This window comes from Cellulosimicrobium sp. SH8 (assembly GCF_025818875.1).
Taxonomy (GTDB): domain Bacteria; phylum Actinomycetota; class Actinomycetes; order Actinomycetales; family Cellulomonadaceae; genus Cellulosimicrobium; species Cellulosimicrobium cellulans_D.
Map to the genome: position 1 here is coordinate 80,890 of NZ_JAMXMH010000009.1, position 26,190 is coordinate 107,079.

Consider the following 26,190-nt stretch of genomic DNA (forward strand, 5'->3'; position numbering starts at 1 on the left):
CACCTGTGGACGGGGGCGCTCGCCGACGTCGGCGCGTTCCGCGACCACGAGCAGCCGCCCAACCTGTGGTGGCCCGAGGACCGGTCGTGGTTCGTCGGGACCGAGATCGACGCCGCCGCGACCTACGTGGGCGGGAGCGACGCGCTCGTCGAGGCGATCTGCGCGGACCGGCGCTGCGCGCGAGCCGGGCCGCGCCGTCGGACCGGATGCTGTTCGACGACTGACCTGCGGTCACGGCTGCCGGCCCGTGGTTCAGGCGGGTGCGCCCGCGGCCTCGGTGGCCTCTGCCGTCGCGCGCCGGTTGATGCGCCACCACACGAAGAACCCGACGAGCGTGAACGCGCCGTAGAACACGTACATGAACGCGGACGCGTAGAAGCCGGCCGAGATCAGGAGCGGCACGCCCACGACGTCCACCGCGACCCAGATCAGCCAGAACTCGACCCAGCCCTTCGCCATGCCGTACGTCGCGAGCAGCGAGCCCATGAAGATCCACGCGTCGGCCCAGACGGGCTCGTACGACTCCAGCGCGCGGAACAGGGGCGTGAGCAGCGCCGTCCCGCCGACGAGCGCGACGACGAGGAACGCGCGCTGACGCCACGACGCCCAGCGCGGCACGACGGCGACGCCGTGGCTGTCCGCGTCGGTCTCGCCGAGCCGAGCCTGGGTCCGGCGCCACTGCACCCACCCGTACACCGACACGACCACGAACATGACCTGCCGCCCGGCCTGGCCGAGCAGGTTCACGGGGTTGGGGGTCGCGAACACCGCGCCGAGGAACACCGTGAGCAGCAGCAGGTTGCCGACGATGCCCACCGGCCACGCCCACACCTTGCGCCGCATGCCGCCCAGCGCCGACGCCAGGCCGAACCCGTTGCCCACGATCTCGCGCCACAGCAGGTGCTGGTCGCCGATCGTGAGCTGCGCGTCGAACAGCGCGTGGATCAGGTCCATCGGATGTCCTCGTCCTCCCGGGCACGTCGGCTCCGGGGTGAGGGCGGGCGGCGGGGCCGGGCGCCCAGGGCGGCCCGACGGCGTCGCTCACCACGGCGAGGCCGAGCCCCGTCGCGCGGGCTCGCGAGAGCCCGGCCGAGGACGGCCGCGCCGCACGTGCTTCCTCCCATCCGGACTGTCACCGTCGGTCCTGGAGTTCCACCAGGTCAACCGCGCGTGGGCGCGGGTCGCGGACTGTCACCGCCGGCTCGGAATTGCACCGACCCCGGAGCACGTTCGTGCGTACTGCGTTCTGCAACCGACGATGCTACCGGCGCATTCCCTGCGCGCGGAGCGCGCCGCGGACCGTCCCACGGGCTGGGACAGGAGGCGGACGGGCTCAGGCGAGGGCGTCGCGGACGGCGCGCGCGACGTCGTCCGCGACGCCCTGGGCGTCCGTCCCGGCCTCGACCACGGTGACGACGACACGGCGCCCGGGCACACCGTCCCCGGTGCCGCGACGATCGGCCGACGCGGCGTCGTCGGGTGCGGCGTACCGGCCGACGGCGGCGCGGCGCAGGTCCGCGAACGCCTCCTCGAGCTGGGGCCGCAGGTCCTGGTCGGGGGAGCGCAGCCACCGGCGCAGCAGGGCGTTGTGCACGGCGACGACCGACGCGGCGAACGCGATGGACGCGGTCGAGCGGCGCTCGTCGGGCGGGAGCGCGTCGCGCAGGTACGCGGTGAACGCGCGCTCGTAGCGGTGGGTCGTGACCAGCTCGCGGTCGCGCAGCGCCGGCACCTGCTGGAGGAGCTGCCACCGCGCGAGCGACGTCTCCCGCTGCCCGACGTGGTGGTCGAACACGAGCCGCGCCGCGCGGCACACCTCGACGTACGGGTCGACGGCGGGGTCGGGCGTGAGCCGTCCCTCGGCGTCGGGCACGGGCCGGGTCGCGGCCAGCATGACGACGACCTCGTCGAGCAGGAGCTCGTGGTCCGCGAAGACCACGTCCTCCTTGGAGCCGTAGCGGCGGAAGAAGGTGGCGCGGCTGACCTGGGCGGCGTCGGCGATCTCCTCGACGGTCGTCTGCTCGTACCCCTTGCGGGTGAAGAGCTCGATCGCTGCGTCGACGGCCTGGGCATGGGTGCGGCTGCGGACGTCGGTCATGCACCGGACGCTACACCGGTACCGGTCGCGCGCCTCGTCCGGGCGGTCAGGGCACCAGCCGGTAGAACCGGAAGAAGGAGAAGTCGTCCACGGGCAGCACCTCGACGTCCGCGAACCCGGCGTCGCGCGCGTAGCGGCGCAGCGTCGCGGGGCGCATGACGGTCCCGGTGCCGACGGAGGGCGGGGACGACAGCCCGTCGGGCAGGCACACGAAGAGGCTGTACCCGTACATGACCCGGTCGACGTCGTCCGCCGGCGCGGTGAACTCCTCGCCGACGGCCTCGTCCATGACGACCACGACGCCGTCGGGCCGGACCGCGCGACGGACGGCGTCGAGCACGGCGGCGGGGCGCGGCATGTCGTGGACGCACTCGAACGCGAACGCGGCGTCGAACGGCAGCCCGGCGGGCTCGACGAGCCCGAGCTCGGCGGCGTCGGCGAGGTGGAAGCTCACGCGGTCCGCGAGCCCCGCCTCCTCGGCTGCGGCGCGGGCCGCCGCGACCGACGGGCGGTCGACGTCGACGCCGTGGAGCACCGCGTCCGGGTACGCGCGCGCGAGGGCGAGCGTCGACCACCCGAACCCGCACCCGACGTCGACCACCCGCGCCCCGGGCCGGCTCAGCACGTCGTGGACCGCGGGGACCCGCGCGAGCGTCGGCGCGAGTCGGCGCTCGAACCACGGCCGGTTGACCTCGGCCTGGGCCTCGCGCGCGTCGTCGCCGAGCTGGTCCCAGGACACGCCGCCGCCCGTGCGGTACGCGTCGAGCAGGTGCGGGAGCTGTGGGCCGATGGCGCCGACGAAGCGCGCGAGCGGCGCGACGTACGCGAGCGAGGTCGTGTCGGTCAGCACTTCCGCGTGCGCGGCTGGCAGGGCGTACAGGCGCTCGCGGGCGGCCGCGACCGGGTCGGCCGCGAGCGCGGGGCCGGCGCCCGGGTCCTCGGCGACGAGGATCCCGCTGGCCGCCTGCTGCTCCAGCCACTCGCGCGCGTACCGCTCGTGGGTGCGGGTGCGCTCGGCGAGCCCGGTCGAGGTGAGAGGGCCGGCGTCGACGAGCGCGCGGTACCACCCGAGCCGGTCGCCGACGTGGACGGACAGGACGTCGATCGCGCCGAGCGTCGCGGCGAACAGGCGCTCGGCGAACGCGTCGGCGTCCCCCGGGCCCGGAGGCCCGTTCTCGGCTGTGGCGACCATGCGCGGCCTCCGGCTGGACGTTGGCCGGGCGCGTGCCGTGGGCAGCGGCGCCCGTGGTTCGACGGTAGACCTCCGGGGCGTCCGCGTCGATGGGCGGAGCGGCTGAAACTTCGGTGGTCCACAGGCCGCTCGCCCGTCCACAATCCCGGTGCCCCGCCCGCCGCCGGATGGCACCATGGCGGCCATGCTCGTGACCCTCGCCGCGACGGCGTCCCCGGGGACGCTCGACGACGCCACCGACCTCGGGTTCCTGCTGCACAAGCACCCGGACCGCGCGCAGGTCTTCGACCTGCCCGTGGGCCGCGCGCACGTCTTCTACCCCGAGGCGACGGCGGAGCGCTGCGAGGTCGCGCTGCTGCTCGAGGTCGACCCGGTGGGGATCGTGCGGAACAAGCGCTTCGGCGGCGGGGACGCCTTCGCGCTCGCGCAGTACGTCAACGACCGGCCCTACGCCGCGTCGTCGATGGTCGCCGTCGCGCTGGGCAAGGTGTTCGCGACGGCGATGGCCGGCCGGTGCGACGCGCGGCCGGGGCTCGTGGACGTCGAGCTCCCGCTGGACGTGCACGTGCCCTCGCTGCCGTGCCGGGGCGGGGCCGACCTCGCGCGGCGGCTGTTCGAACCGCTGGGCTGGCACGTCACCGCGACCGCGGAGCCGCTCGACCCGACCGTCCCGGCATGGGGCGCCTCGCGGTACGTGGACCTGCGCCTGCGCGGCACGCGTCGTCTCGCCGACGCGCTCGCGCAGCTCTACGTGCTGCTGCCCGTGCTCGACGACGCCAAGCACTACTGGGTCTCGACGGACGAGGTGGACAAGCTCGTGCGCGCGGGCGGCGGCTGGCTCGCCGACCACCCCGAGCGCGCGCAGATCCTGCGGCGCTACCTCGCGCACCAGCGCCGCTACGTCGAGGACGCGACGGCGCGTCTCGCCGCGCTCGACGGCGACGCGCTCGCGGACACGGTCGAGCCCGACGGCGGCGCCTCGCCCGACGACGCGGCGTCAGCCGGGGCCGACGCGCCGGAGCCGCCGCTCGCCCGGCAGCGTGCGGACGCCGTGCTCGCGGTCCTGCACGAGGTCGGCGCGCGGACCGTCGTCGACCTCGGGTGCGGGGAGGGCGCGCTCCTGCGCTGCCTCGCCGCCGACCGGACGTTCACGCGCGTCCTCGGCACCGACGTCTCCGCGCGCGAGCTCGAGCGCGCCGCCGCGCGGCTGCGCCTGCACGACGCGAGCGACGCCGAGCGCGAGCGCGTGCGCCTGCTCCAGTCGTCCCTCACCTACACCGACGACCGGGTCACGGGGTTCGACGCCGCGGTCCTCATGGAGGTCGTCGAGCACGTGGAGCCGTCGCGCCTCGACGCGCTGGCGCACGCGGTCCTGGGGCACGCGCGGCCACGCACCGTCGTCGTCACGACGCCCAACGCCGAGTACAACGTGCACTACCCGAACCTGCTCGACGGGCCGGGCGGACGCCCGGTGCGGCACCCCGACCACCGGTTCGAGTGGACGCGCGCCGAGCTGCGCGCGTGGGCTGCCGCGGTCGCAGACCGGTACGGGTACGCGGTCGGGCATCGCGACGTCGGGCCGATCTCCCCGGACGTCGGGGCGCCCACGCAGCTCGTGGTCCTCACGCTCGTGCCGGAGGGCGCCGTCGACCAGGGCGGGACGACCGCGGCAGGACCTGGCACGCGCGACGGGGAGGAGGCCCGATGAGCGAGCGCACGACGGCGCGGACGAACGAGCCCGCGGCCGAGGACGCGACGGAGCCCGCGACCGAGAGCATGGGGGCGACGCGCGACCTGCGCGTCCCCGCGTCGAGCCTCGTGGTGCTCGTCGGCGTCTCCGGCTCGGGGAAGTCGACGTTCGCGCGCGCGCACTTCGGACCGTACGAGACGGTGTCGTCGGACGTGTGCCGCGGGCTCGTGTCCAACGACGAGAACGACCAGGCGGCCACGAGGGCCGCGTTCGAGGTCTTGGAGACCATCGTGTCCAAGCGCCTCGAGGCGAACCTGCTCACCGTCGTCGACGCGACGAACGTGCAGCGCGAGGCCCGCACGACCCTCGTCGCGCTCGCGCGCGCCCACGACGTCCTGCCCGTCGCGATCGTCCTCGACGTGCCGGAGAAGGTCGCTGTCGAGCGCAACGCGGCGCGCGCGGACCGCGGGTTCGGCGCGCACGTCGTGAAGCGGCAGCGCGCCGCGCTGCGGTCGTCGCTCAAGAGCCTGCAGCGCGAGGGGTTCCGCACCGTGCACGTGCTGCGCGGGGAGGACGAGGTCGCGGCGGCGCGCATCGTGCGCACGCCGCTGCTCACCGACCGTCGCGACGAGCACGGCCCGTTCGACGCGATCGGTGACGTGCACGGCTGCCTCGACGAGCTGGTGACGCTCCTCGGGGTGCTGGGCTACGCCGTCGTGCGCGACGACGCCGGCCGGCCCGTCGACGCCGTGCACCCCGAGGGCCGGCGCGCGATCTTCCTCGGCGACCTCGTCGACCGCGGGCCCGACTCCCCGGGCGTGCTGCGGCTCGCGATGGGCATGGTCCGCGCGGGGCACGCGCTCGCGGTGCCGGGCAACCACGAGCACAAGCTCGTGCGCGCGCTCGGCGGGCGCGACGTCAAGGTCTCCCACGGCCTGGAGACGACGCTCGCCCAGCTCGCCGAGGAGCCCGAGGAGTTCCGGCGCGAGGTCGCGGAGTTCTGCCGCGACCTCGTCTCCCACCTCGTGCTCGACGACGGCAGGCTCGTCGTCGCGCACGCCGGGCTCAAGGAGTCCTACCAGGGGCGCGCGTCGGGCCGGGTGCGGAGCTTCGCGCTCTACGGGGACACGACCGGCGAGACCGACGAGTTCGGGCTGCCCGTGCGCTACCCGTGGGCGGACGACTACCGCGGCCGCGCCATGGTCCTCTACGGGCACACGCCGACGCCCGAGGCCGAGTGGGTCAACAACACGATGTGCCTCGACACGGGGTGCGTGTTCGGCGGGAAGCTGTCCGCGCTGCGGTACCCGGAGAAGGAGGTCGTGCAGGTGCCGGCCGCGCGCGAGTACTACGCGCCCGCGCGCCCGTTCCTGCCCGACGACGCGGTGGACGGGGGAGCGCCGACGCGCGAGCCCGACCTGCTCTCCGTGGCCGACGTGCTCGGGCGCCGCGCCGTCGAGACCGCGACGCACGGGCGCGTGACCGTCGGCGAGGAGCAGGCGGCGGGCGCACTGGAGATCATGAGCCGTTTCGCCGTCGACCCGCGACTGCTGCTGTACCTGCCGCCGACCATGAGCCCCGTCGCGACGTCGACCCTGCCCGGCCTGCTCGAGCACCCCGACGGCGCGTTCGCCGCGTACGCGCGCGACGGCGTCGACCGGGTCGTGTGCGAGGAGAAGCACATGGGGTCGCGCGCGGTGCTGCTGGTCGCGCGGGACTCGGGGTCGGCGGACGGGTCGCGCGTCGTCGCGGAGCGGTTCGGGATCGACGCGCCCGGCGCGGTGCACACCCGGACGGGACGGTCGTTCCTCGACGAGCCGACGACGGCGCTGCTGCTCGGGCGCGTCGCCGCGGCCCTCGACGCGGCCGGGACGTGGGACGCTCTCGGTGCCGACTGGGTGCTGCTCGACGCCGAGGTCCTGCCCTGGTCGCTCAAGGCCGACCAGCTCCTGCGCGACCAGTACGCGAGCGTCGGGGCGGCGGCGCGGTCGGTCATGCCCGCGGCTCTGGCGGCCCTCGCCGCGGCGGAGGCACGGGGCGTCGACGTGGGCGAGCTCCGGCGTCGGACCGCGCGGCGGTCGGCCGACGCCGAGCTGTTCGTCGAGTCCTACCGGCGGTACCGGTGGGACACGGGGGCCTCCGGGTCCGAAGACCTCGACCCGCTGCGCGGCGTCCAGGTCGCGCCGTTCCAGGTGCTCGCGAGCGGGACGTCCGCTCGACCCGGGTCCGCGGAGGCGGCCGGGACGACCTACGCCGAGCGTGACCACCTGTGGCACCTCGACGTCGCGGACGGGCTCGTCGCGGCCGACCCGGCGCTGTTCCGCACGACGCGGCGCGTCGTCGTCGACCTCGCCGACGACGCGTCGCGTGCCGAGGGGACGGCCTGGTGGGAGGAGCTCACGGCAGCCGGCGGCGAGGGCATGGTGGTCAAGCCGCTCGCCAACCTCGTGCGGCGCCGGGGCGCGCCCGGGAGGGGTGGTGGGCTCGTGCAGCCGGGGCTCAAGGTCCGCGGCCGCGAGTACCTGCGCATCATCTACGGCCCCGAGTACACGCAGGAGCGCAACCTCGAACGGCTGCGCGAACGGTCGCTCGGGCGCAAGCGCTCGCTCGCGCTGCGCGAGTACGCGCTCGGCCTCGAGGCGCTGGACCGAGTGGCACGCGGCGAGCCGACCTGGCGCGTCCACGAGCCGGTGTTCGCGGTGCTGGCGCTGGAGTCGGAGCCGGTCGACCCGCGGCTGTGAGCCGCGGCGAGGGAGGCGTCAGCCGCCCATGAAGGCGTTCATCGCGAGGACGGAGAAGAGGACCGCGGCACCGAGCACCGCGACCGCGACGAGCCAGCCGTTCGCCCGCTCGACCGGCGGGACGGCCGGACGCCGCGCGAGGTCGGCCTCGCGTCGTCGCGCACCGCGACGCGCCGTGAAACGCAGGCCGCGGGCGGCCGCGCGCGCAGAGGGCTGCTCGGGGGACGGCTCGGGGAGCTGCTCGGGGGACATAGCGTCCCGGGCGGGGGTCGGGGTCGTCACGGAGCGCCTCCGGAGGTCTCCGGCGCCGCTGCCCGACGCCGTGCCGCCAGTCTTCCCGGCGACCCTCCCGCGGCGCGTCGCCCGTCCGGTGGATCCTGCGGTCCACCAGGGTGCGACCTCCGGATGACGAGGGGTGCCTCCCCGTGGGCCGCGCGGGGCACGTCCCCCCGGGGCTCAGCGCGGCGCGTTCTCCTGGTAGCGGGGCCGACCGCCGCGCGCGACGCGCTGGAGGTAGCGGACCTCGCGGAGCGCGACGGCGGCGGCGGCGAGGAGCGGGAACCACGCCCAGACGCGGCCGCGCAGCACGAGCACCAGGCACACGAGCGCGACGGCGATCCCGCCGAAGACCGTCCCGACGCTCGCCCAGCGCACGCCCGTGCGCACCTCGTCGGCGCGCTGCCACCAGCGCCGTAGGCGCTCGCCGAGACCGGGCCGCGGGGCCGAGCCCGGTGCGGTGCTCACGCGCGGGCCTCGCGGGCCAGCGCCACGCCCTCGATGCTGCGGACGGCCATGCGCAGCGCGTCGGCTCGCGTCGCCTCGCCCTCGTCGTGCATCGCCCAGGCGTTGAAGAGCATCCACCAGAGGGTGCGGACGAGCCACGAGACGCTGAGCTGGTCGTCGAACACGCCCTCCGCCTGGCCGCGGCGCAGGAGGTCGCGCACCGGCTCCTCCGCCGCGTCGGACTCCGCCCAGAACTCGGGCTCGCCGCCGGACAGCTCGTTGAACAGCACCATGTACCAGGGGCCGAGGTCGAAGTACTCGAACGCGAGGCGGCGCAGCGCGGACGCCGGGCCGCCGTCGTCCAGCCGCGCCGCGGTGATCGCGGAGCGCGTGCGCTCGACCGCCTCGGACCCGATCGCCTCGACGAGGTCGGCCCGCTCGGGGAAGTAGCGGTGCAGCGTCGTGCGCCCGACCTGCGCGGCCTGGGCGACGTCGCCGAGCGACGCGGACTTGTCCGTGCTGAGCACGGCGACAGCGGCGTCGAGGATCGCGCGCCGCGTGCGCGCGCGGGTTCCGCTCTCCGCGGGCACGCCGTCGTGCGCCGCTGCAGGGGCCGGCGCGGTGGTGGCGTCCCGCGCGCTGGTTCGTGCCGTCACGCGGCCCACGATAGCCCTCGACGCTGTGGAACACCTCTTGCCACTAGTGGAACAAGCGTGTTCCACTAGTGGTCAATCTCGTTCCGCCCTCGGACCCACGCCCGCGTCAACCACAGTTGACACGAGAGAGGATGTCAACCATGGTTGACGCCATGTCCACGACCGACGCCCCCGGCCCGCCCACCACGGCGGCCGTCACGACTGACGCCCCCAAGGGCCCGTTCCTCCCGCGGCTCAAGGTGCTCTGGGCGTTCGTCCGACCGCACCGCCGCACGCTCCTGCTGGGGCTCGTCCTGGGACTGGGCACCACGGCCGCGGCGCTCGCGACCCCGATGGTGACCAAGTGGGTCCTGGACACCCTCGGGACGGGGGAGTCGCTCACCCCGGCCGTGCTCACGCTCGTCGGGCTGCTCGTCGTGGGTCTGGTGCTCGGTCTGTGGCAGTGGATCCTGCTCGGCACGCTCGCCGAGCGCGTCGTGCTCGACGCGCGGTCGTCCATGGTCCGGCGCTACTTCCGCGCGCGGATCGGCGCGCTCACCGGGCGGCCGACGGGCGAGCTCGTCACGCGCGTCACCTCGGACACCGTGCTGCTGCGCGAGGCCGCGTCGTCGAGCATCGTCAACCTCGTCAACTTCGCGGTCTCGCTCGTCGGCACGATCATCCTCATGGGCGTGCTCGACATCGTCCTGCTCGGGACGACGCTCGCAGCGATCGTCGTCATCGCGGTCCTCGTCGGCGGTCTCATGCCGCGCATCGCCAAGGCGCAGGAGAAGGCGCAGGAGTCGCTGGGCAGCCTCGGCGGGACGCTCGAGGGCGGGTTGCGCGCGATCAGGACGATCAAGGCGAGCCGCGCCGAGGGGCGCCAGATCGACCGCGTGCTCGACGACGCGCAGGCGTCCGCGCGGCACAGCGTCCGGGCCGTGCGGACGGAGGCGGTCGCGTGGACCATCGCGGGCGGCGGGATCCAGCTCGCGATCATCGTCATCCTCGCGCTCGGCGCGTGGCGCGTCGACGAGGGGCTGCTCGCCGTGTCGAGCCTCGTCGCGTTCCTCCTCTACGCGTTCCAGATCGTCGAGCCCGTCACCGGGCTGACCATGAACGTCACCCAGCTCCAGGCGGGCATCGCGGCCGCGGGGCGGATCAGCGAGGTCCAGGCGATCGAGCCGGAGGAGGACGACGACGCGGCCCGGCCGGTCCGGGCGGGCTCGGTGTCGCTCGACGCCACCCGCGCGGAGGCGGGCCGGCCGACGGAGGCGGCTGCGGCGTCGGGCACCGACGGGACCGGGACGCCGAGGCTCTCCCTGCGGGGCGTCACGGCGCGCTACCTGCCGGGCGGCGAGCCCGTGGTCCGTGACCTCGACCTCGACGTGCCGCACCGCGGGCAGGTCGCGATCGTCGGGCCGTCGGGCGCGGGCAAGACCACGACGTTCTCGCTGCTGCTGCGGTTCCTCCAGCCCGAGTCCGGGCAGATCCTCCTCGACGGCGTGCCGTACGACGACCTCACGTTCGACGACGTCCGGCGCCGCTTCGCGTACGTCGAGCAGGAGACGCCCGTCGTGCCGGGGACGATCCGCGAGAACCTCCACCTCTCCGACCCCGGCGCGACCGACGAGGCGATGTGGGCCGCGCTCGCGAAGGTCCGGCTCGAGGCCAAGGTGCGCTCGCTCGCCGACGGGCTCGACACGTCGCTCGTCGGGACGACCGTCTCGGGCGGCGAGCGCCAGCGCGTCGCCCTCGCGCGCGCCGTCCTGCACGCGCCCGACGTCCTGCTCCTCGACGAGGCGACGGCCCAGGTCGACGGGCTCACCGAGGCCGCCGTGCACGCCGTCATCGAGGACCTCGCGCGCGACCGGGCCGTCGTGACGATCGCGCACCGCCTGTCCACGGTCATCGACGCCGACCTCATCCTCGTCATGGAGGACGGTCGCGTCCGCGCGCGCGGCACCCACGCCGAGCTCCTCGCGACCGACGAGCTCTACCGCGAGCTCGTCGCCGCCCTGCGCATCGCGACCGAGGAGGTCGCGAACCCGAGATAGCCGCGGCGCCCGCCGTGCGATGCGCTCCCGCTCGAGCGATGCGTCCAGGAACGCATCGATCGAGCACGGACGCAGCACTCGGGCCCGGTAGCCCGATGAGTTCCGGGTGCGCGGGCGGTCGGAGGTGGCGTCAGGCTGGACGACGGCGGTCGCGGCTCGCGCGGACCGCGGAGGGTGAGGGCGGCATGGGGAACGTGACGTGCGACGTGGCGGTGTCGGTGGACGGGTTCTCGTCCAGGCCCGACCAGACGCTTGAGCACCCCTTCGGCGAGGGCGTGGACCTGCACCGGTGGATGACCGAGACGGCCGACGAGAACGCCGCCGAGATGGAGGCGATCGTCGCGGCGGGGGCGTTCGTCATGGGGCGGAACATGTTCACGGCGGGCCGCGGTGAGTGGGACCTCGACTGGCGTGGCTGGTGGGGGCCGGAGCCGCCGTACCACGGGCCGGTGTTCGTCCTCACCCACCACCCGCGGGAGCCGCTCGTCATGGAGGGCGGGACGACGTTCTTCTTCGTCACCGACGGCATCGAGTCCGCCGTCGCGCAGGCGCGGGAGGCGGCGGGCGACCGGGACGTCTCCGTCGCGGGCGGCGCCGCGACCATCAACCAGACGCTCGCGGCCGGCCTGCTCGACGAGCTCCGGCTGCACGTCGTGCCGCAGGTCCTCGGGCACGGGGACCGCGTGCTCGACGGCGTCCCTCCCCTCGCGCTCGAGACCGTCGCCGTGCGCGCGGCGTCGCTCGTCACGCACGTCACCTACCGGGTGCGGGGGCCGCTCGGCTGACGGGCCGCGTCGTCGTCGGCCAGGCCTCAGCCGAGCACGGCGAGCAGGAGCGGGGCGGCGACGACGAGCACGACGACCGACCCGACGACGAGGACCCGCCGCCACAGCCCTGTGTCCTCCGACGCGCGGCGTGCGCGGGTGCGGTCTGTCCACGCCGCGCCGTCGTACCAGCGCTCGCTGCCCGATCCCGGCACGTCCGCGTACCACCCCGCCGCTGCCTTGCGCACGTCGCCTCCTCGCGTCACGGTCACGTGAGCCCCTCCGTACGGCATCTGTCTCGCGCCCCTCACGTCTTTCACGCAGCGGGACGCGGAGAGGTTCCCTCCGAGCGCGAACCACCGCACCCAAGGTGCCGTGGCTCGACGGCGGCGGCTCACCTCCAGAGGAGGCGAACGGTCAGAGGCCGGCCACCCGTGCGGCGCCGTCGGTCGCGATCTGCTCGAAGACGCGCGCGTCGGCGGCGAACTGCGTGCCGGGGATGGGCCGGTGGAGGACGATCTCCGTGATGCCGACCTCCGCGTAACCGTGCGCGGTCTCGACGAACGCGTCGACCGACTCCAGCGCGGGGTCCGGCGTGAACCCGGTGAGCAGGATCCGCGCGACGGACGCAGGGTCCCGCCCGGCGTCGGCGCACGCAGCCTCGAGACGCCCGACCTGCTCACGGACCGCCGCGCGGGACTGCGCCGGGGTCGCGTCGTCGCCCAGGCGTCCGTCGCCCGTCGTCACCCACGCCTGCCCGTAGCGCGCGGCGAGCCGCAGCCCGCGCGGACCCGTCGCGGCGATCGCGAACGGCACGCGCGGGGACTGGACCGGGCCGGGGATGGTCCGCGCCTCGTGCGCGCGGTAGTGGCCCTCGTCGTGCGTCACCGCGGGCTCGGTGAGCAGGCGGTCGAGCAGGACCGTGAAGTCGCGCAGGCGGTCCGCCCGCTCGCGGGCGGACCACGGCTCGCCGCCGAGCACCGTCGCGTCGAAACCCGTCGTCCCCGCTCCGAGCCCGACGGTGACCCGCCCGCCGGACAGGTCGTCGAGCGTCATGACGTCCTTCGCGAACGTCACCGGCTCCCGGAAGTTCGGCGACGACACGAGCGTGCCCAGGCGCACCCGCTCCGTCACGCCCGCCGCGGCGGCGAGCGTCGGGACCGCACCGAACCACGGCCCGTCGCGGAACGTCCGCCACGACAGGTGGTCGTACGTGTAGGCGGCGTGGAACCCGAGGTCGTCGGCCTCGCGCCACACCTCCCGGCCCTCGCTCCACGGGTAGATCGGCAGGATCACGGTGCTCACGCGCATGGTCGCCAGCCTAGGGTGGGGGAGTGATCCAGCACACCGTCGCCTTCCGCCTCGTCCACCCTGTCGGCAGCGCCGAGGAGGCCGAGTTCCTCGGCACCGCGCGCCGCACGCTCACCGCGATCCCCGGGGTGCGGGACTTCACGGTCTCGCGCCAGGTGAGCGGCAAGAGCCCGTTGACGTTCCAGTTCTCCATGGTGTTCGACGACGACGCCGCGTACGCCGCGTACGACGCCCACCCGGACCACCGCGGCTTCGTCGCCGACCGCTGGGTGCCCGAGGTCGCGGCGTTCCAGGAGCTCGACCTCGTCCCGCTCGCCGACTGACTGCACCGCCGCCCGTGACGTCGCCGAGGTAGAACGTCACGTCGCGAGGTAGAGCTCTGCGCGTTCTCCCTCGCGACCGGACGTTCTACCTCGCGGGACGGGGTTTCCTGCGGGTGGGGGCAGTCGCCCGGTGTGGCAGGGTGACGGCATGACCCAGATCGACCTGCGCATCTTCACCGAGCCCCAGCAGGGCGCCTCCTACGACGACCTCCTCGCGGTCGCGAAGGCGACCGAGGACCTCGGGTTCGACGCCTTCTTCCGCTCCGACCACTACCTCGTCATGGGCGACGGCGACGGGCTGCCCGGCCCGACCGACGCGTGGACGACGCTCGCCGGCCTGGCCCGTGAGACGAGCCGCATCCGGCTCGGCACGCTCGTGTCGTCGGCGACGTTCCGCCACCCGGGAGTGCTCGCGATCCAGGTCGCGCAGGTCGACCAGATGTCCGGCGGGCGTGTCGAGCTCGGGCTCGGTGCGGGCTGGTTCGCGCGCGAGCACGAGGCGTACGGCATCCCGTTCCCGGAGAAGCGGTTCGGGATCCTCGAGGAGCAGCTCGCGGTGATCACCGGGCTGTGGGAGACGCCGGTCGGCGAGACGTTCTCCTTCAGCGGCGAGCACTACACGCTCACGGACTCCCCGGCCCTGCCGAAGCCCGCGCAGGAGCGCGTCCCGGTGATCGTCGGCGGCCACGGGCCGCGGCGCACCCCGGCGCTCGCGGCCCGGTACGCGAGCGAGTTCAACGCCGCGTTCCCCGACCCGGGCGTGCTGCCCGAGCGGTTCGAGAACGTGCGCGCCGCGTGCCTCGACGCCGACCGCGACCCCGACTCGCTCGTGTACTCGGCCGCGTTCGTCGTCGCGGTCGGCAAGGACGAGGCGGAGTTCCGCCGTCGGGCCGACGCCATCGGGCGCGAGCCCGACGAGGTGCGCCGCAACGGCCTCGCCGGGACCGTCGGCGAGGTCGCGGACAAGATCGCCGCCGCCGCCGAGCAGGGCGCGACGCGCTTCTACCTCCAGGTGCTCGACCTGCACGACCTCGACCACCTCGACCTCATCGCGAGCGAGGTCGTGCCGCAGCTGCCCTGACGCCCCGCGCCCGCGTCGCGACGAGCGGCTCGTCGCGACGCGGGGGAGGGTGCGGCCGCACGGGCACGGCCGCCGTCGGCCGGCCTCGGGCGGTGGCCCGTCAGACGGCGGTGGCCGCTCAGCCGGCGGTGGTCGGCCCGTAGACGGTGGCCCGGAAGCTGCCACCGACGACCAGGTCGACGCGCGCACAGGTGACGCTCTCGTCGGGCACGCTCGTCGTCGGGAACGGGCCGTCGACCACCGACAGGGCCTCGTCGGCGACGGCCCGGGCCTCGTCGAGCGAGACGCACCGGTCGGTGATCCCGCCCTTCAGCGCCGTCACGATCCCGGCGACCAGCGAGTCCTCCAGGATCCCGTCCGAGCCCGTCGTCCCCCCGACGACGATCGCGGGCTCGCCGACGTCGACCGTCACCTCGGCGCACACCTGTGCCCCGTCCGCGGGCTCGGGCAGCGCGTCCTGCTCGCCGACGGACCAGCCCTCCAGCCCGAGCCGGGCGAGCTCCTCCTGGGCCCACGCGACGCCCTCGGCGACGGTCCGGCAGGCGCTCGCCCCGCCGTCGACCCGGTCGGTCGCGCTCTGCTGCAGCTCGACCACGGCCGGATCCAGTGCCGAGCGGCTCTCGAGCCGCTCGACGCCGTCGGGCACCTGGCCGGCCGGGGCGACGTAGGTCTGGCCGTCCCAGGCGAAGGCCACAGGGTCCTCGATCGGCGGCAGGCCCTGCTCCGCGAGGAGCGTGGTGCAGTCCGCGTACGGGTCGCCGGTGAGCCAGGGCCCGGCCGCGTCGACGTCGAGGCCCTCAGCGACGTCCGGGGTCCAGGCGCTCACGCAGGTGACGCCCTCGCCCGACGACCCGCGGAACGCCTGGATCGCCGCGTACGCGACGCCGCTGCCCGCGAGCACGGTGGCCAGACCGAGCGCCACCATGCCGCGGCGTCCGAGCCGTCGACGGCGCGACGGGTGTGCGGCGGGGGCCGCGTTCGTGGGGTGAAGCGTGGTGGTCATGAGGATCTCCTCCCGCAGGGCGGCGAACGCCGCGTCGTCCACGGCGCCGAGATCCGCGCGGCGGACGGGGTCGGTGGCTCGCAGCCGCTTCATCAGGTCCGTCATCGTGCCTCCTCGGTTCCGGGGCGGGTCCGTCCCCACCCGGTGACCACGTGTCCGGTCGGGTCGTCCCGTTTCCTCTGCGGTGCTGACGCCGCACCGGGCGCCACGAGTCCGTCGAGCTGCTCGGCCAGCCGCCGGCGCGCTCGGTGCAGGCGCACCCGGACCGCGGCCCGTGAGATGCCGAGCACCAGGGCGATCTCGTCGCGTGCGAGCTCCTCCCACGCGACCAGGCGCAGCAGCTCCTGGTCGTCGGGGCCGAGCCGCGCCAGCGCGCGCTCGACGTCGCTCACCTCGCCGGTCGGGGGCGGGACCGCTTCCGCGACCTCGGCGCGGAGCCTGTCGGCGAGGGCCAGCCGGCGCCGCGCGCCCCGGTGGAGGTTGGCCAGGACACGGCGTGCGACGCCGAACATCCACGGTCGCGCGTCGTCTCCGACGGGGACGTCGTCGATGCGGCGCCAGGCGACGAGGAACGCCTCGGCGACGACGTCGGCGGCGTCGGAGGGGTCGGCCACGCGCCGCACCGCGTAGGCGAGCAAGGGACGGTGCGTGGCCTCGAACAGGGCGGTGAACCGGGCCGCGCGGTCCTCGTCCGGCGGTGGGTGCGACGGGGGCCGCTCGGGCGGACGGTCAGGGGCAGGCATCCGGGGTCCTCTCGACCGGGAGACGTTCACGACCGTCCCATGTCCGGGCCTCTCCGGTGCGTTACACCCTCCAGCTGCGGTGGCGGTGGCCGCCCCGAGGGTTTCAGCGGCGCAACCCTCGGACGACCACGAGCCGGCTCGCGAGGCGTCCATCAGGCGGACGCTCGGCGCGTCGGCGCCGTGAATTCTCCGTTTCTGCCCGTGAACGGCGCGTTTCCGGGTCGTGCGGACCGCCGCGCGGGTGAGCGCTCACCGGACGGCGCGCGACGGCGTCGGGCGGAGACGGGAGTGGCGGCGCGCCAACGATCCGGGCTCGTCGCGACGACCCGGCGTCCGTCCGGTGCGGGTCCGTTCACAGCAGCCCCCCTCGCCGAGATCGCGGCGGGTACCGCTCGGACGACCCGTGACACGGGCGTCGCGCACCGCTACCTTCGGCGCAGACGACGAGGTGGCCCGCTGCTGCGGGCCACCTCGACCCGTCTCGGACCACGTGTCCGCGCCGCCCGTCCACGCACGGCAAGCACGTCCCGCACGGCACCGCACCACGTCACGACGCCGACGACGTCGCCGCACCCGGGCCCTCGACGACCCGGCGGGCTCGCCGCCCGTCGCCGTCCGCCGTCGGCCCGCCCGCGACCCGGGGTCCCCTGCGGACTCCTGTGGATCCCGTCGAGAGCCGGAGGACACGCGATGGCCGTCTCCGAGTTCGACCGCCTGGTCGTCACGCCCCGCCGCACGCAGCACGTGCGGCCCGCACCGTCCGGCCCGCGGGCCGACACCGACCGACCTGCCGGACCGCCGCGCGACGAGAACTCCGCCGCGCGCTCGCCGTCGCTCGTCATGATCATGCTGCTCGCGACGCTCGGCGTCGTCGCGTACGCGGTGTTCCTCCTCAACCCGGCGAACCGCGGCGACGCGCTGCCGTACGTCATGGTCATCACCGCGGAGTCCGTGCTCGTCGCTCAGGCGCTGCTGGCGATGTGGACCGTCCTGTCGAGCGGCCACGACCCGCGCGGGTTCTCGTTCCACCACGCGAAGGACCGCCTGTTCGACGTCCCGGAGATCGTCCGCGACGGCGCCGAGGACGACCCGACGCGCTGGAACCTCTACCTGCACGACCGCCCCGTCACCGTCGACGTCCTCATCACGACCTACGGCGAGGACCTCGACACCATCGCGCGCACGGTGCGCGCCGCCGTCGCGGTCCGCGGCACGCACCGTACGTGGGTGCTCGACGACGGCCGCTCCGACGACGTCCGCGACCTCGCCGCCCAGCTCGGCGCGCGGTACGTGCGACGGCTGTCGAGCAACGGCGCCAAGGCCGGCAACGTGAACCACGCCCTCGCCATCGCCAAGGGCGACTACTTCGTCATCCTCGACGCCGACTTCGTCGCGCGGCCCGAGCTCCTGGTGGAGACCGTGCCTTTCTTCGTCAAGGACGACGTCGCGTTCGTCCAGACGCCGCAGACGTACGGGAACCTCGACAACCTCATCTCGCGCGGCGCCGGGTACATGCAGGCCGTGTTCTACCGGTTCGTCCAGCCCGGCCGGAACCGCTTCAACGCCGCGTTCTGCGTGGGGACCAACGTGATCTTCCGCCGCGCCGCGATCGACGACATCGGCGGCATGCACACCGACTCGAAGTCCGAGGACGTGTGGACGTCGCTCATGCTCCACGAGCGCGGGTGGCGCACGATCTACATCCCCACGACGCTCGCCGTCGGCGACACCCCCGAGACCGTCGAGGCCTATACCAAGCAGCAGCTGCGCTGGGCGACCGGTGGGTTCGAGATCCTGCTCCAGCACAACCCGCTCAGCCCGCGCCGCACCCTCACGCTCGACCAGCGGCTCCAGTACACCGTCACCGCGACGCACTACCTCGCCGGCATCGCGCCGCTCGTGCTGCTGCTCGTGCCGCCGCTGCAGATCTACCTCGACCTCACGCCCATGAACCTCACGATCTCGTGGGGCACGTGGCTGCTCTACTACGCGGGGTTCTACGTCCTGCAGATCGCCATCGCGTTCTTCACGCTCGGGTCGTTCCGGTGGGAGGTGCTCATGCTCGCGTCCGTGTCGTTCCCCATCTACACCAAGGCCCTGTGGAACGCGCTGACCGGCAAGGAGCAGGCGTGGCACGTGACCGGGAGCAAGGGCAAGGTCACGTCGCCGTTCAACTACATGATCCCGCAGGTGCTGTTCTTCGCGTTCCTGCTCGTGACGTCGGTGGTGGGGGTCTGGAAGGAGTGGGGCGACCCGATGCCGAGCCTCGCGCTCGCGTGGAACGTCACCAACACGCTCATCCTCGGCGCGTTCGTCGTCACGGCCCTCCGGGAGTCGCGGTCTGCCCAGCGTGCGGCGCGCGCCGTGCGGCCGCGAGAAGGGACGGCCGCGGCCGTCGTCGACGACGCGTTGTCGGAGCGACTCGGCGTCGAGGTGACGGTCGGCGTCGGGACGCGGGCCGCGGGGCGGCGGGCGCGCCGTGGCGGGAACACGTCGTCCGGACCTGTCGGAGGTGTCGCATGACCTGGTCGAACCGGATCCGCCTCGGGGCGGGACTGCTCGTGGTGCTGCTCGTGTGCGCGGCGCTCACGCTCGTCATGAACCGTCGCCTGGGGCAGGCGACGAGCACGACGGCGACCATCCGGGCGGAGGTGCTCGACGTCGGCAGCGACTACGCGGGGACCGTCACCGCGGCGGAGGTCGCCGAGGGGGACGAGGTCGCCGCGGGCGACCCGCTGTTCACCGTGAGCAGCCTGACGCTCCAGCACGACATCGCGCTGGGGCTCGTCAGCGCGGACACGTCCGCGTACCAGGTGGCGCCCGACGGGACGATCACGCTCGTCGCGCCCTACGACGCCGTCGTCACCCACGTCGCGGCCCGGGAGGGCGGGTTCGTCCAGGCGGGCGAGGTCGTCGCGTCGCTCGAGCGGGAGGGGTCGCTGTTCGTGGACGCCCGGCTGACGCTCGACCCGAGCGACTTCGCGCGCGTCCGCCAGGGCGCGGAGGTCACGGTCGTCCTGCCGAACCAGGCGGAGGTCGCGGGCGAGGTCGCGTCGGTCGCGGTGCAGAACACCGCCAACCAGGCGGAGGCCACGATCGAGGTCACGAGCGACGCGCTCGTGCGCGGGGCCGAGCACGGTCTCGTCGCGTCGGGCACGCCGGTCACGGCGAGCATCGAGCTGCACGACGACGGCCCGCTCGCCGGGGTCGACGAGTCGTTCGGCGCGTTCCTCCGCAAGGTGGGGCTGTGACGCCCCGCCGAGGTCGACCCGTGCGTCGCGAGGTCGACCTCCCGAGGGTCGGCCTCGGACGCTCGGGCCGATCTCGCGGCCGGGTGGTCGCTGCGGTGCTCACGTCGGTAGCTCTTGCCGCGGGGTGCGGGCTGTTCGAGCCGGACGCGTCGCCCGGGGCGACGGGGCCGCCCGGTGCGGGCTCCGCCGTCGGGCACCCGGCCGCGGACCTGACGGGCACCGTGCCCGACGTGGACCCGTCGATCCTGCCGCAGGAGTCCCTCGCGCCGATGCCCGCCGCCCGGCTCGCCGACGGGTTGGTCCCGCCGACCAACCGGTGGTTCTCCGGGCTGGTGTTCGGCGACGAGCCCCTGCCGGTGTTCCCCGTGCCGCTCGCGTTCGGGGTGACCGACGGCGGGTTCGCGTTCGGCCTGCCTGACGTCGAGGTCACCGAGCAGTCGATCCTCGGCCCGTACGTGCCGCAGGTCGGGGTCGACGTCGGTGCGTCGTCGATCGAGGTCACCGCCTACGACACCGCGTCCGTCACGCTCGACCTGCTCGACGGCGCAGGCTCCGTCCTGGGGACGGTGACCCTCGTCGAGGGGTCGCCCGTGCTGCGGTACACCGCGGCGACGGACCAGACGGCGGCGCTCACGGTCGCGTTCGCGGAGGCGGGCGGAGCGGTCAGCGCCGAGGCCGGCGGGCGTGAGTACGTGCTCGTCGGGGCGGACGACGCGCTGTCGGGCGGCGGTCGGTCGCTCGACCTGGCGGAGGGAGACTCCGTCGCCTGGTTCCCCGTGCCCGACGACGCCCCGGACGGCGCGGTTGCGACGCTCGCCGAGGCGGCGGCGCACCCCGTGACGGGCACGACGCTCGCCTACGGTGTGGCGGGCGACGCCGTCACCACGGCGATCACGTACGAGACCGGCGGAGACGCGGCGGGGCCGGGGACCGTCGTCGTGCGCATGCCGCACCAGCGCGAGAGCGACGGCGCGACGTGCGACCTCGGCACCTACGCGACCGTGCGCGGGACGGTCGACGTCTGCACGGCGAGCACGTTCGCCTGGTCGAGCCCCGCCGTTGAGCCGTCCGGGACGCTCGACGTGACCGGGCTGGGCGAGGACGCGAAGACCGAGCTCGCCGACCAGGTGCGCGCCGACGTCGCGACGCTCGAGGCGGGGTCTCTCGAGGTGCCGTCGGACACGTACTTCGGGGGGAAGTCGCTCGCACGCGACGCGAACCTCCTCTCGCTCGCCGAGCAGCTCGGGCTCGACGACGTGGCGGCGCCGCTCCGCGAGGACCTCGCCGCCGCGCTGCGCGAGTGGGCGGAGCCCGCGGGGTGCGAGGAGCGCGACGCGCGCTGCTTCGTCTACGACCCCGAGGTGCGCAGCGTCGTCGGGAGGACGCCGTCGTTCGGGTCGGACGAGCTCAACGACCACCACTTCCACTACGGCTACTTCCTCTACGCCGCCGGCGTGGTCGCTGCCGACGACCCGGCGCTCGCCGCCGACCTCGCGCCCGTGCTCGACCTGCTCGCGGCGGACGTCGCGTCCGGTGCGAGCGACGAGGACTTCCCGGCGCTGCGGGTGTTCGACGCGTACGCCGGCCACTCCTGGGCGTCGGGGTACGCGCCCTTCGCGGACGGGAACAACCAGGAGTCCGCGTCGGAGGCGGTGTCGGCGTGGAACGGGCTGGCGCTGTGGGCGCGGGCGTCGGGGGACGCGACGCTCGAGACGCAGGCGCGCTGGTTGCTGTCCGCCGAGGCGTCGTCGGCGCGCGCGTACTGGACGGACTTCGACCGGGACGACCCGGCGATCGACGGGTTCGGGCACACCGTGACGTCGCTCGTGTGGGGCGGCAAGCGCGACTGGGCCACGTGGTTCAGCGCCGAGCCGAGCGCGATGCTCGGCATCGTCGTGCTGCCGATGCAGCCCGTGGCGGGGTACCTCGGGGGCGACCCGGAGCGCATCCGGGCCAACCTCGACGAGGCGCTCGCCGGCCCGCGCGACGACCCGGCGTCGTGGGACGTGCTGTTCGGCGACCAGCTCCTCATGTACGCGGCGCTCGCGGGCCCGGACGACGCCGCTGCTGCGCTGGACGTCGCGCGCACCCTCCCGGAGGAACGCATCGACGACGGCAACACCCGCAGCTACCTCCTCGCGTGGCTCCTGGTGCACACCGCGGCGTAGGTCCACCGACGCCGAACCCGGGGTCGTTCCTCACCGGACCGCTCGCGTGAGGAGGAACCCCGGGTTCGGCACTGGCACTACCCTGCTCCGGGGGTCTTCACGCGAACTTCACGGACGGGAGAGACATGAGCGCCATCGGGTGGCGGTTGCACGGGAACGGGAAGACGGTCGCGCCGGGGGACGTCGTCGACCCCGACGAGCGGCTGACCTGGCCGCGGACCATCGGGATCGGCATGCAGCACGTCGTCGCCATGTTCGGCGCGACGTTCCTCGTGCCGCTGCTCACCGGGTTCTCGCCCGCGACGACGTTGTTCTTCTCCGCGATCGGTACCGTCGGGTTCCTGCTCATCACGGGCAACCGCCTGCCGAGCTACCTCGGGTCGAGCTTCGCGTTCATCGCCCCGATCGGCGCCGCGACCGCGTCGCAGGGCCAGTCGGTGGCCGTCGGCGGCATCCTCGTCACCGGCCTCGTGCTCGCCGCTGTCGGCCTGCTCGTGCACGTCGCGGGCGCGCGGTGGATCGACATCGTCATGCCTCCGATCGTCACCGGCACGATCGTCGCGCTCATCGGACTCAACCTCGCCCCCGCGGCGTGGGGGAACTTCCAGCAGGCGCCGGTCACGGCCGTCGTCACGCTGGCCGCGATCATCCTCGTCAGCGTCCTGTTCAAGGGGATCATCGGGCGCCTCTCGATCCTCGTCGGCGTGATCGTCGGGTACGTCGTGGCCGTGCTCCAGGGGGAGGTGTCGTTCGACGCGGTGCGCCAGGCCGACTGGATCGGGCTCCCCGAGTTCGTCACGCCCACGTTCGACGTCGCCGTGCTCGGCCTGTTCGTCCCGGTCGTGCTCGTGCTCATCGCGGAGAACGTCGGGCACGTGAAGTCGGTCGCGGCGATGACCGGCAAGAACCTCGACGACCTCACCGGCCGCGCGCTCCTCGCGGACGGCGTCGCGACGACGCTCGCGGGCGTCGGCGGCGGGTCGGGCACCACGACGTACGCCGAGAACATCGGCGTCATGGCCGCGACGCGCGTCTACTCGACCGCGGCGTACTGGGTCGCGGCGGCGACCGCGCTGGTGCTCTCGCTCTCGCCGAAGTTCGGCGCGCTCATCGCGACCATCCCCGCCGGCGTCCTGGGCGGTGCGGCGACGATGCTCTACGGCATGATCGGCATCCTCGGCGCACGCATCTGGGTGCAGAACAAGGTCGACTTCTCCAACCCGGTCAACCTCACGACGGCCGCCGTGCCGCTCGTCATCGGCATCGCCAACTTCACGTGGGCCGTCGGCGACCTGACGTTCGAGGGCATCGCGCTCGGCACCGCCGCGGCTCTCGTGATCTACCACCTCATGCGGACCATCGCGCGGTGGCGCGGCACGACCCAGGAGCCCGCCAGCCCGGCGTCGGCCCCCGGCGGCGACGAGCCGATCGTCCACGACACGATCGAGGACGCCCGCTGACGAACGGTCCGCGCTGATGCCGAACCCGGGATCTCTCCCCAGCTGGAGCCTTCGCTGAGGAGTGGTCCCGGGTTCGGCGTCCTGGCGTCACGCGGCACGACGGCGTCCCGTCGACAGGAGCGCGCGGCGGACCGTGGTCGCGGCGCGGCCCGGCACGCGCGTGTCGGCGGAGGTGAACCGAAGCACCGCGGCGACGTCGGCGGTCACGAGGTCGTTGTGCCGTTCCCGGTCGGCGAAGGCCGCGCTCGGCGTGTCGTGGAACTCCGCGCCGTCGGCCTCGGCGACGACCCAGCGGCCGTCGTCGAGCAGCCATCCCAGGTCGCCGCGTCGCTCCCGCCCGCTCGACCCGACCAACGGGACCTGGAGCGTGTCCGGCGGGACGCCGCCATCGAGGCAGTCGAGCCGTACCCAGGTCTCCAACGGTGACTCCGCGCGACAGTCCGCGAGCTCCCACCACGAGTGCGTCCGCGCGACACCCCGACGACCACGGGCGTGGTCGTGCGCGCGGTCGAGACCTTCGGTCGACACCAGCCCGAGGTGGAGAGCCGAGTCCATGACCGACACGGCCCAGGGCCGGTCGAGCTCGGGCACCGCCTGGGCCAGAGCCCACTCGGGGGCCGCGACGTACCGGTCGCCCACCCGGACGACCGTCATCCCGTCGTCGAACATGCGCAGGCGGATGCCGTCGCGGGACTCGAGCCCGCGAGCACCGGGCAACGTCGCCTGCGGGACGACGCGCGAGGGCAGGCCGGCCACGCCGAGCAACGCGAGCGCGCACGGTCCGACGGCGATCGCCTCGGGGCCGAAGGCGAGCAGCGCCGCCCAGGCAGCACGGCGGCGTCGGGAGTCAGGCGGCCGGGTGGGCGGGGGTGTCGGGTCGAGGTCGTACACGCCGGCGGTGATCCGTGCCCAGGACCCCGAGCGGACGAGGCGGGTCAGCACGTTCGGGCCGATCCCGGCGTCGAGGCACTGCCTCGTGCAGACGAGCGACTCCTGCTGGGCGGCGACGGCGCGGAGGGCTTGCGGTACCGGAGAACGAGGCGGCATGGGTCGCATCCCAGCGCACTTGACGTCGTCGGAGGAGCTCGCCGGACGGCCCTGTGGACGGAACCCTCGAACGAAGGGACTGTGGAAACTGGCGAGGCAGGTTCCGCCTCGCGGGGGAGTGTCGACCCCTGGATCGCTCCTCAGACGCGCGCGGCGGTGGGGAGAGACCCAGGGTTCGGCGCCAACACGGGATCTCTCCCGAGGACGAGCCGCACGTGAGGAGCGATCCCAGGTTCGGCGGGGGCCGGGTCAGAGGCGGAGGCCCAGGACCAGGCCCTCCGGGACGTCGAGGCGCGTGAAGCCGAGGTGCTCGTAGAAGCCGATCGCGGAGACGTTGTCCTCCGCGACGCCGAGGTGGACGCCCGGGGCCCCGGCGGCGCGGAGGGCGTCGAACAGGGCCGCCATGAGCCGGCGGCCGTTGCCGCCGCCCTGCGCGGCGGGCAGCAGGTCGACGTGGAGGTGCGCCGGGTAGTCGGGGAGCACAGCGGGGTCGGTGAGGTGCGGGCGGTGGATCTGGCGGACGAGCGCCTCGTCGCGCGAGCCGTCCGGGAAGCTGCCGAGCGGGTACCGCTCGCGCAGCGGCGGCCACCACTCCCGCTCGGACCGGGCCTCGAACGCGGCGGTGTCGCGTGCGCCGAGCACGTAGCCCGCGGCCACGCCGTCGACCTCGACGACGAACGCGAGCGACGGCTCGAGGGCGAGGTACGCGCCGAGGTAGACCTCGCCGAGCAGCCGCGGGTCGGTGTACAGCGCGGTCGCGTCCGCGCCGGACGCGCCGGTCCGCAGGCAGATCTCGTAGAGGCGGTCGACCTCGTCGGGGTCGGTGGTCCGGGCGGGCCGGAGGGGCAGGGTGCTCATGGGTACCGTTCGGCGGTCGTGAGGGCTCGGCGGGCGCCGGGCGAGGGACGTGCTCAGCCCTCCGCGGGCGGCACGGGCAGCGGCTGCGGGGTGATCTCCTCGATCGCGACGCACCCGGCGCGGCTCTCGAGCGGCACGTCGCCGGACAGGCCGACGAGCTCGGGGTCCACGACGTCCTCGAAGTCGGCGCCCACGTAGAGGTCGACGGTGGCGTCCTCGCGCGCGTCGAGCACGAGGCCGGGGTTGTCGTAGTGCGCGGCGAGCGTGTAGGCCTGCGCGAGGCCGGCGGCCCCGAAGTGGATCTGCGTCTGCGCCACGACGTCCGACTTCCCGTCGCCGTCGAGGTCCGGCGCGTTGCCCGTGGAGATCACGGCGAAGCCGCGCGACGTGAGGAGGTCCTGGTTCAGCCGCCCGAGGGGGGCGTCCTTGCCGGACGCGTTGTAGACGTTGACCTGGATGTCGCCGGTCGCGACCGGGAGGGTGCCGTCAGGAAGGCAGGGGACCTTGACGTCCGCGAGGTCGTCGACCGCCTCGGGTGACGACAGCGGCCGGTCGAACGGGGCGTCGATCGCCCCCGTGTAGACGGCCAGCGCACCGAGCCCGACGACGGCGAGCGCGGCGATGAGGAGCCCGAACACGACGGCCTGGCGCTCGTGCATGCGTCGGCGACGCTCGGTGCGCGCGGTGTCGGGGCGGGTGGTCACGCCAGAAACCTACCGGACCTCGCGCTCATCGCACGGTCAGGACGCGGGCGTGCAGGATGGCGCGCTGCTGGAGCGCAGCGCGCACCGCGCGGTGCAGTCCGTCCTCGAGGTAGAGGACGCCCTCGTACTCGACGACGTGCGCGAAGAGGTCGCCGAAGAACGTGGAGTCCTCGGCGAGGAGCGCGTCGAGGTCGAGGGTGCGCTTGGTGGTGACGAGCTCGTCGAGGCGCACCTGACGCGGGGGCACCTCGGCCCAGTCCCGGGCCGTCACCCGGCCGTGGTCCGGGTAGGGGCGCCCGTCGCCGACGGCCTTGAAGATCATGCGGCACATCCTAGAGGCC

At 74.4% G+C, this 26,190-nt stretch carries 24 protein-coding genes and 1 riboswitch; of the genes, 10 read left to right on the forward strand and 14 right to left on the reverse strand.

The annotated features are described in order from the left end of the window. Nucleotides 1-252 precede the first annotated feature (252 nt). From pnuC to NF338_RS13465, 3 genes are all read right to left on the reverse strand, one after another. The gene (gene pnuC / locus NF338_RS13455) at nucleotides 253-954 is read right to left on the reverse strand and encodes a nicotinamide riboside transporter PnuC (protein ID WP_204543107.1); all 702 of its coding nucleotides are present in this window, start codon (nucleotides 952-954) and stop codon (nucleotides 253-255) included. Nucleotides 955-1,106: 152 nt separating this feature from the next. Continuing rightward, a riboswitch (FMN riboswitch) is annotated at nucleotides 1,107-1,232 on the reverse strand. Nucleotides 1,233-1,333: 101 nt separating this feature from the next. Then, on the reverse strand, nucleotides 1,334-2,098 hold the full coding sequence (locus tag NF338_RS13460) for a TetR/AcrR family transcriptional regulator (RefSeq protein ID WP_087469995.1): 765 nt from the start codon (nucleotides 2,096-2,098) through the stop codon (nucleotides 1,334-1,336). A gap of 46 nt (nucleotides 2,099-2,144) precedes the next feature. Then, on the reverse strand, nucleotides 2,145-3,290 hold the full coding sequence (locus NF338_RS13465; RefSeq protein WP_264031253.1) for a class I SAM-dependent methyltransferase: 1,146 nt from the start codon (nucleotides 3,288-3,290) through the stop codon (nucleotides 2,145-2,147). A gap of 184 nt (nucleotides 3,291-3,474) precedes the next feature. Between NF338_RS13465 and NF338_RS13470 the strand changes: the two genes are divergently transcribed. Both NF338_RS13470 and NF338_RS13475 read left to right on the forward strand, forming a co-directional pair. Continuing rightward, on the forward strand, nucleotides 3,475-4,998 hold the full coding sequence (locus NF338_RS13470; protein WP_264031254.1) for a 3' terminal RNA ribose 2'-O-methyltransferase Hen1: 1,524 nt from the start codon (nucleotides 3,475-3,477) through the stop codon (nucleotides 4,996-4,998). Nucleotides 4,999-5,066: 68 nt separating this feature from the next. Continuing rightward, on the forward strand, nucleotides 5,067-7,721 hold the full coding sequence (locus tag NF338_RS13475) for a polynucleotide kinase-phosphatase (protein ID WP_264031393.1): 2,655 nt from the start codon (nucleotides 5,067-5,069) through the stop codon (nucleotides 7,719-7,721). A gap of 18 nt (nucleotides 7,722-7,739) precedes the next feature. Here the strand turns inward: NF338_RS13475 and NF338_RS13480 are convergent, their stop codons facing one another. The 3 genes from NF338_RS13480 to NF338_RS13490 form a co-directional block, all read right to left on the reverse strand. After that, nucleotides 7,740-8,003 carry a hypothetical protein gene (locus tag NF338_RS13480; RefSeq protein ID WP_264031255.1) on the reverse strand — a complete coding sequence of 88 codons (264 nt, stop codon included), beginning with the start codon at nucleotides 8,001-8,003 and terminating at the stop codon, nucleotides 7,740-7,742. A 174-nt stretch (nucleotides 8,004-8,177) separates the two neighbouring features. Further along, on the reverse strand, nucleotides 8,178-8,465 hold the full coding sequence (locus NF338_RS13485) for a hypothetical protein (RefSeq protein ID WP_264031256.1): 288 nt from the start codon (nucleotides 8,463-8,465) through the stop codon (nucleotides 8,178-8,180). Beyond that, nucleotides 8,462-9,100 carry a TetR/AcrR family transcriptional regulator gene (locus NF338_RS13490; protein ID WP_264031257.1) on the reverse strand — a complete coding sequence of 213 codons (639 nt, stop codon included), beginning with the start codon at nucleotides 9,098-9,100 and terminating at the stop codon, nucleotides 8,462-8,464. The genes NF338_RS13485 and NF338_RS13490 overlap by 4 nt, the downstream gene beginning before the upstream one ends. 152 nt (nucleotides 9,101-9,252) lie before the next feature. Between NF338_RS13490 and NF338_RS13495 the strand changes: the two genes are divergently transcribed. Both NF338_RS13495 and NF338_RS13500 read left to right on the forward strand, forming a co-directional pair. After that, nucleotides 9,253-11,136, forward strand: a complete 1,884-nt coding sequence (locus NF338_RS13495; RefSeq protein ID WP_264031258.1) for an ABC transporter ATP-binding protein — start codon at nucleotides 9,253-9,255, stop codon at nucleotides 11,134-11,136. Nucleotides 11,137-11,321: 185 nt separating this feature from the next. Further along, nucleotides 11,322-11,921, forward strand: a complete 600-nt coding sequence (locus NF338_RS13500) for a dihydrofolate reductase family protein (protein WP_264031259.1) — start codon at nucleotides 11,322-11,324, stop codon at nucleotides 11,919-11,921. Between the two features lie 26 nt (nucleotides 11,922-11,947). On the opposite strand, the gene NF338_RS13505 is transcribed toward NF338_RS13500, so the two are convergent. Both NF338_RS13505 and NF338_RS13510 read right to left on the reverse strand, forming a co-directional pair. Beyond that, entirely contained in the window at nucleotides 11,948-12,148 is a 201-nt protein-coding gene (locus NF338_RS13505; protein ID WP_264031260.1) for a DUF2510 domain-containing protein, read from the reverse strand. A gap of 169 nt (nucleotides 12,149-12,317) precedes the next feature. Continuing rightward, complete coding sequence (locus NF338_RS13510) at nucleotides 12,318-13,211, reverse strand: LLM class flavin-dependent oxidoreductase (RefSeq protein ID WP_264031261.1); 894 nt, start codon at nucleotides 13,209-13,211, stop codon at nucleotides 12,318-12,320. A 23-nt stretch (nucleotides 13,212-13,234) separates the two neighbouring features. Between NF338_RS13510 and NF338_RS13515 the strand changes: the two genes are divergently transcribed. Both NF338_RS13515 and NF338_RS13520 read left to right on the forward strand, forming a co-directional pair. Further along, the gene (locus NF338_RS13515; protein WP_264031262.1) at nucleotides 13,235-13,534 is read left to right on the forward strand and encodes a Dabb family protein; all 300 of its coding nucleotides are present in this window, start codon (nucleotides 13,235-13,237) and stop codon (nucleotides 13,532-13,534) included. A gap of 157 nt (nucleotides 13,535-13,691) precedes the next feature. After that, nucleotides 13,692-14,615, forward strand: a complete 924-nt coding sequence (locus tag NF338_RS13520) for an LLM class F420-dependent oxidoreductase (RefSeq protein ID WP_264031394.1) — start codon at nucleotides 13,692-13,694, stop codon at nucleotides 14,613-14,615. A 118-nt stretch (nucleotides 14,616-14,733) separates the two neighbouring features. Here NF338_RS13520 and NF338_RS13525 read toward each other — a convergent pair whose 3' ends face one another. Next, entirely contained in the window at nucleotides 14,734-15,723 is a 990-nt protein-coding gene (locus NF338_RS13525; protein WP_264031263.1) for a hypothetical protein, read from the reverse strand. Continuing rightward, a complete protein-coding gene (locus NF338_RS13530) occupies nucleotides 15,720-16,361 on the reverse strand; it encodes an RNA polymerase sigma factor (protein WP_264031264.1) in 642 nt (213 codons plus the stop codon). The genes NF338_RS13525 and NF338_RS13530 overlap by 4 nt, the downstream gene beginning before the upstream one ends. A 690-nt stretch (nucleotides 16,362-17,051) precedes the next feature. Between NF338_RS13530 and NF338_RS13535 the strand changes: the two genes are divergently transcribed. The 4 genes from NF338_RS13535 to NF338_RS13550 all read left to right on the forward strand — a co-directional run bounded on the left by NF338_RS13535 (nucleotide 17,052) and on the right by NF338_RS13550 (nucleotide 23,240). After that, nucleotides 17,052-18,884, forward strand: coding sequence for a glycosyltransferase (locus NF338_RS13535; protein ID WP_264031265.1), 1,833 nt, complete (start codon nucleotides 17,052-17,054; stop codon nucleotides 18,882-18,884). Then, nucleotides 18,881-19,612 carry an HlyD family secretion protein gene (locus NF338_RS13540; protein ID WP_264031266.1) on the forward strand — a complete coding sequence of 244 codons (732 nt, stop codon included), beginning with the start codon at nucleotides 18,881-18,883 and terminating at the stop codon, nucleotides 19,610-19,612. Before NF338_RS13535 ends, NF338_RS13540 begins: the two co-directional genes overlap by 4 nt. Before the next feature lie 95 nt (nucleotides 19,613-19,707). Continuing rightward, nucleotides 19,708-21,780 (forward strand): glycosyl hydrolase, encoded by a 2,073-nt coding sequence (locus NF338_RS13545; RefSeq protein ID WP_264031267.1) that lies wholly within the window; start codon nucleotides 19,708-19,710, stop codon nucleotides 21,778-21,780. A gap of 125 nt (nucleotides 21,781-21,905) precedes the next feature. After that, entirely contained in the window at nucleotides 21,906-23,240 is a 1,335-nt protein-coding gene (locus tag NF338_RS13550; RefSeq protein WP_264031268.1) for a uracil-xanthine permease family protein, read from the forward strand. 87 nt (nucleotides 23,241-23,327) lie between these two features. Here the strand turns inward: NF338_RS13550 and NF338_RS13555 are convergent, their stop codons facing one another. From NF338_RS13555 to NF338_RS13570, 4 genes are all read right to left on the reverse strand, one after another. Next, complete coding sequence (locus NF338_RS13555) at nucleotides 23,328-24,287, reverse strand: type IV toxin-antitoxin system AbiEi family antitoxin domain-containing protein (protein ID WP_264031269.1); 960 nt, start codon at nucleotides 24,285-24,287, stop codon at nucleotides 23,328-23,330. 249 nt (nucleotides 24,288-24,536) lie between these two features. Then, nucleotides 24,537-25,145 carry a GNAT family N-acetyltransferase gene (locus NF338_RS13560; protein ID WP_264031270.1) on the reverse strand — a complete coding sequence of 203 codons (609 nt, stop codon included), beginning with the start codon at nucleotides 25,143-25,145 and terminating at the stop codon, nucleotides 24,537-24,539. Between the two features lie 53 nt (nucleotides 25,146-25,198). Then, entirely contained in the window at nucleotides 25,199-25,849 is a 651-nt protein-coding gene (locus NF338_RS13565; protein WP_244286273.1) for a LytR C-terminal domain-containing protein, read from the reverse strand. A 25-nt stretch (nucleotides 25,850-25,874) separates the two neighbouring features. Next, nucleotides 25,875-26,171, reverse strand: a complete 297-nt coding sequence (locus NF338_RS13570; RefSeq protein ID WP_024841670.1) for a type II toxin-antitoxin system VapB family antitoxin — start codon at nucleotides 26,169-26,171, stop codon at nucleotides 25,875-25,877. Nucleotides 26,172-26,190: the final 19 nt, after the last annotated feature.

Bases quoted from the DNA above. Each gene is read 5' to 3' on its own strand.
- pnuC (WP_204543107.1), bottom strand. From the start codon at position 954: ATGGACCTGATCCACGCGCTGTTCGACGCGCAGCTCACGATCGGCGAC.
- NF338_RS13460 (WP_087469995.1), bottom strand. From the start codon at position 2,098: ATGACCGACGTCCGCAGCCGCACCCATGCCCAGGCCGTCGACGCAGCG.
- NF338_RS13465 (WP_264031253.1), bottom strand. From the start codon at position 3,290: ATGGTCGCCACAGCCGAGAACGGGCCTCCGGGCCCGGGGGACGCCGAC.
- NF338_RS13470 (WP_264031254.1), top strand. From the start codon at position 3,475: ATGCTCGTGACCCTCGCCGCGACGGCGTCCCCGGGGACGCTCGACGAC.
- NF338_RS13475 (WP_264031393.1), top strand. From the start codon at position 5,067: ATGGGGGCGACGCGCGACCTGCGCGTCCCCGCGTCGAGCCTCGTGGTG.
- NF338_RS13495 (WP_264031258.1), top strand. From the start codon at position 9,253: ATGTCCACGACCGACGCCCCCGGCCCGCCCACCACGGCGGCCGTCACG.
- NF338_RS13500 (WP_264031259.1), top strand. From the start codon at position 11,322: ATGGGGAACGTGACGTGCGACGTGGCGGTGTCGGTGGACGGGTTCTCG.
- NF338_RS13510 (WP_264031261.1), bottom strand. From the start codon at position 13,211: ATGCGCGTGAGCACCGTGATCCTGCCGATCTACCCGTGGAGCGAGGGC.
- NF338_RS13525 (WP_264031263.1), bottom strand. From the start codon at position 15,723: ATGACGGACCTGATGAAGCGGCTGCGAGCCACCGACCCCGTCCGCCGC.
- NF338_RS13530 (WP_264031264.1), bottom strand. From the start codon at position 16,361: ATGCCTGCCCCTGACCGTCCGCCCGAGCGGCCCCCGTCGCACCCACCG.
- NF338_RS13535 (WP_264031265.1), top strand. From the start codon at position 17,052: ATGGCCGTCTCCGAGTTCGACCGCCTGGTCGTCACGCCCCGCCGCACG.
- NF338_RS13540 (WP_264031266.1), top strand. From the start codon at position 18,881: ATGACCTGGTCGAACCGGATCCGCCTCGGGGCGGGACTGCTCGTGGTG.
- NF338_RS13550 (WP_264031268.1), top strand. From the start codon at position 21,906: ATGAGCGCCATCGGGTGGCGGTTGCACGGGAACGGGAAGACGGTCGCG.
- NF338_RS13555 (WP_264031269.1), bottom strand. From the start codon at position 24,287: ATGCCGCCTCGTTCTCCGGTACCGCAAGCCCTCCGCGCCGTCGCCGCC.
- NF338_RS13560 (WP_264031270.1), bottom strand. From the start codon at position 25,145: ATGAGCACCCTGCCCCTCCGGCCCGCCCGGACCACCGACCCCGACGAG.
- NF338_RS13570 (WP_024841670.1), bottom strand. From the start codon at position 26,171: ATGATCTTCAAGGCCGTCGGCGACGGGCGCCCCTACCCGGACCACGGC.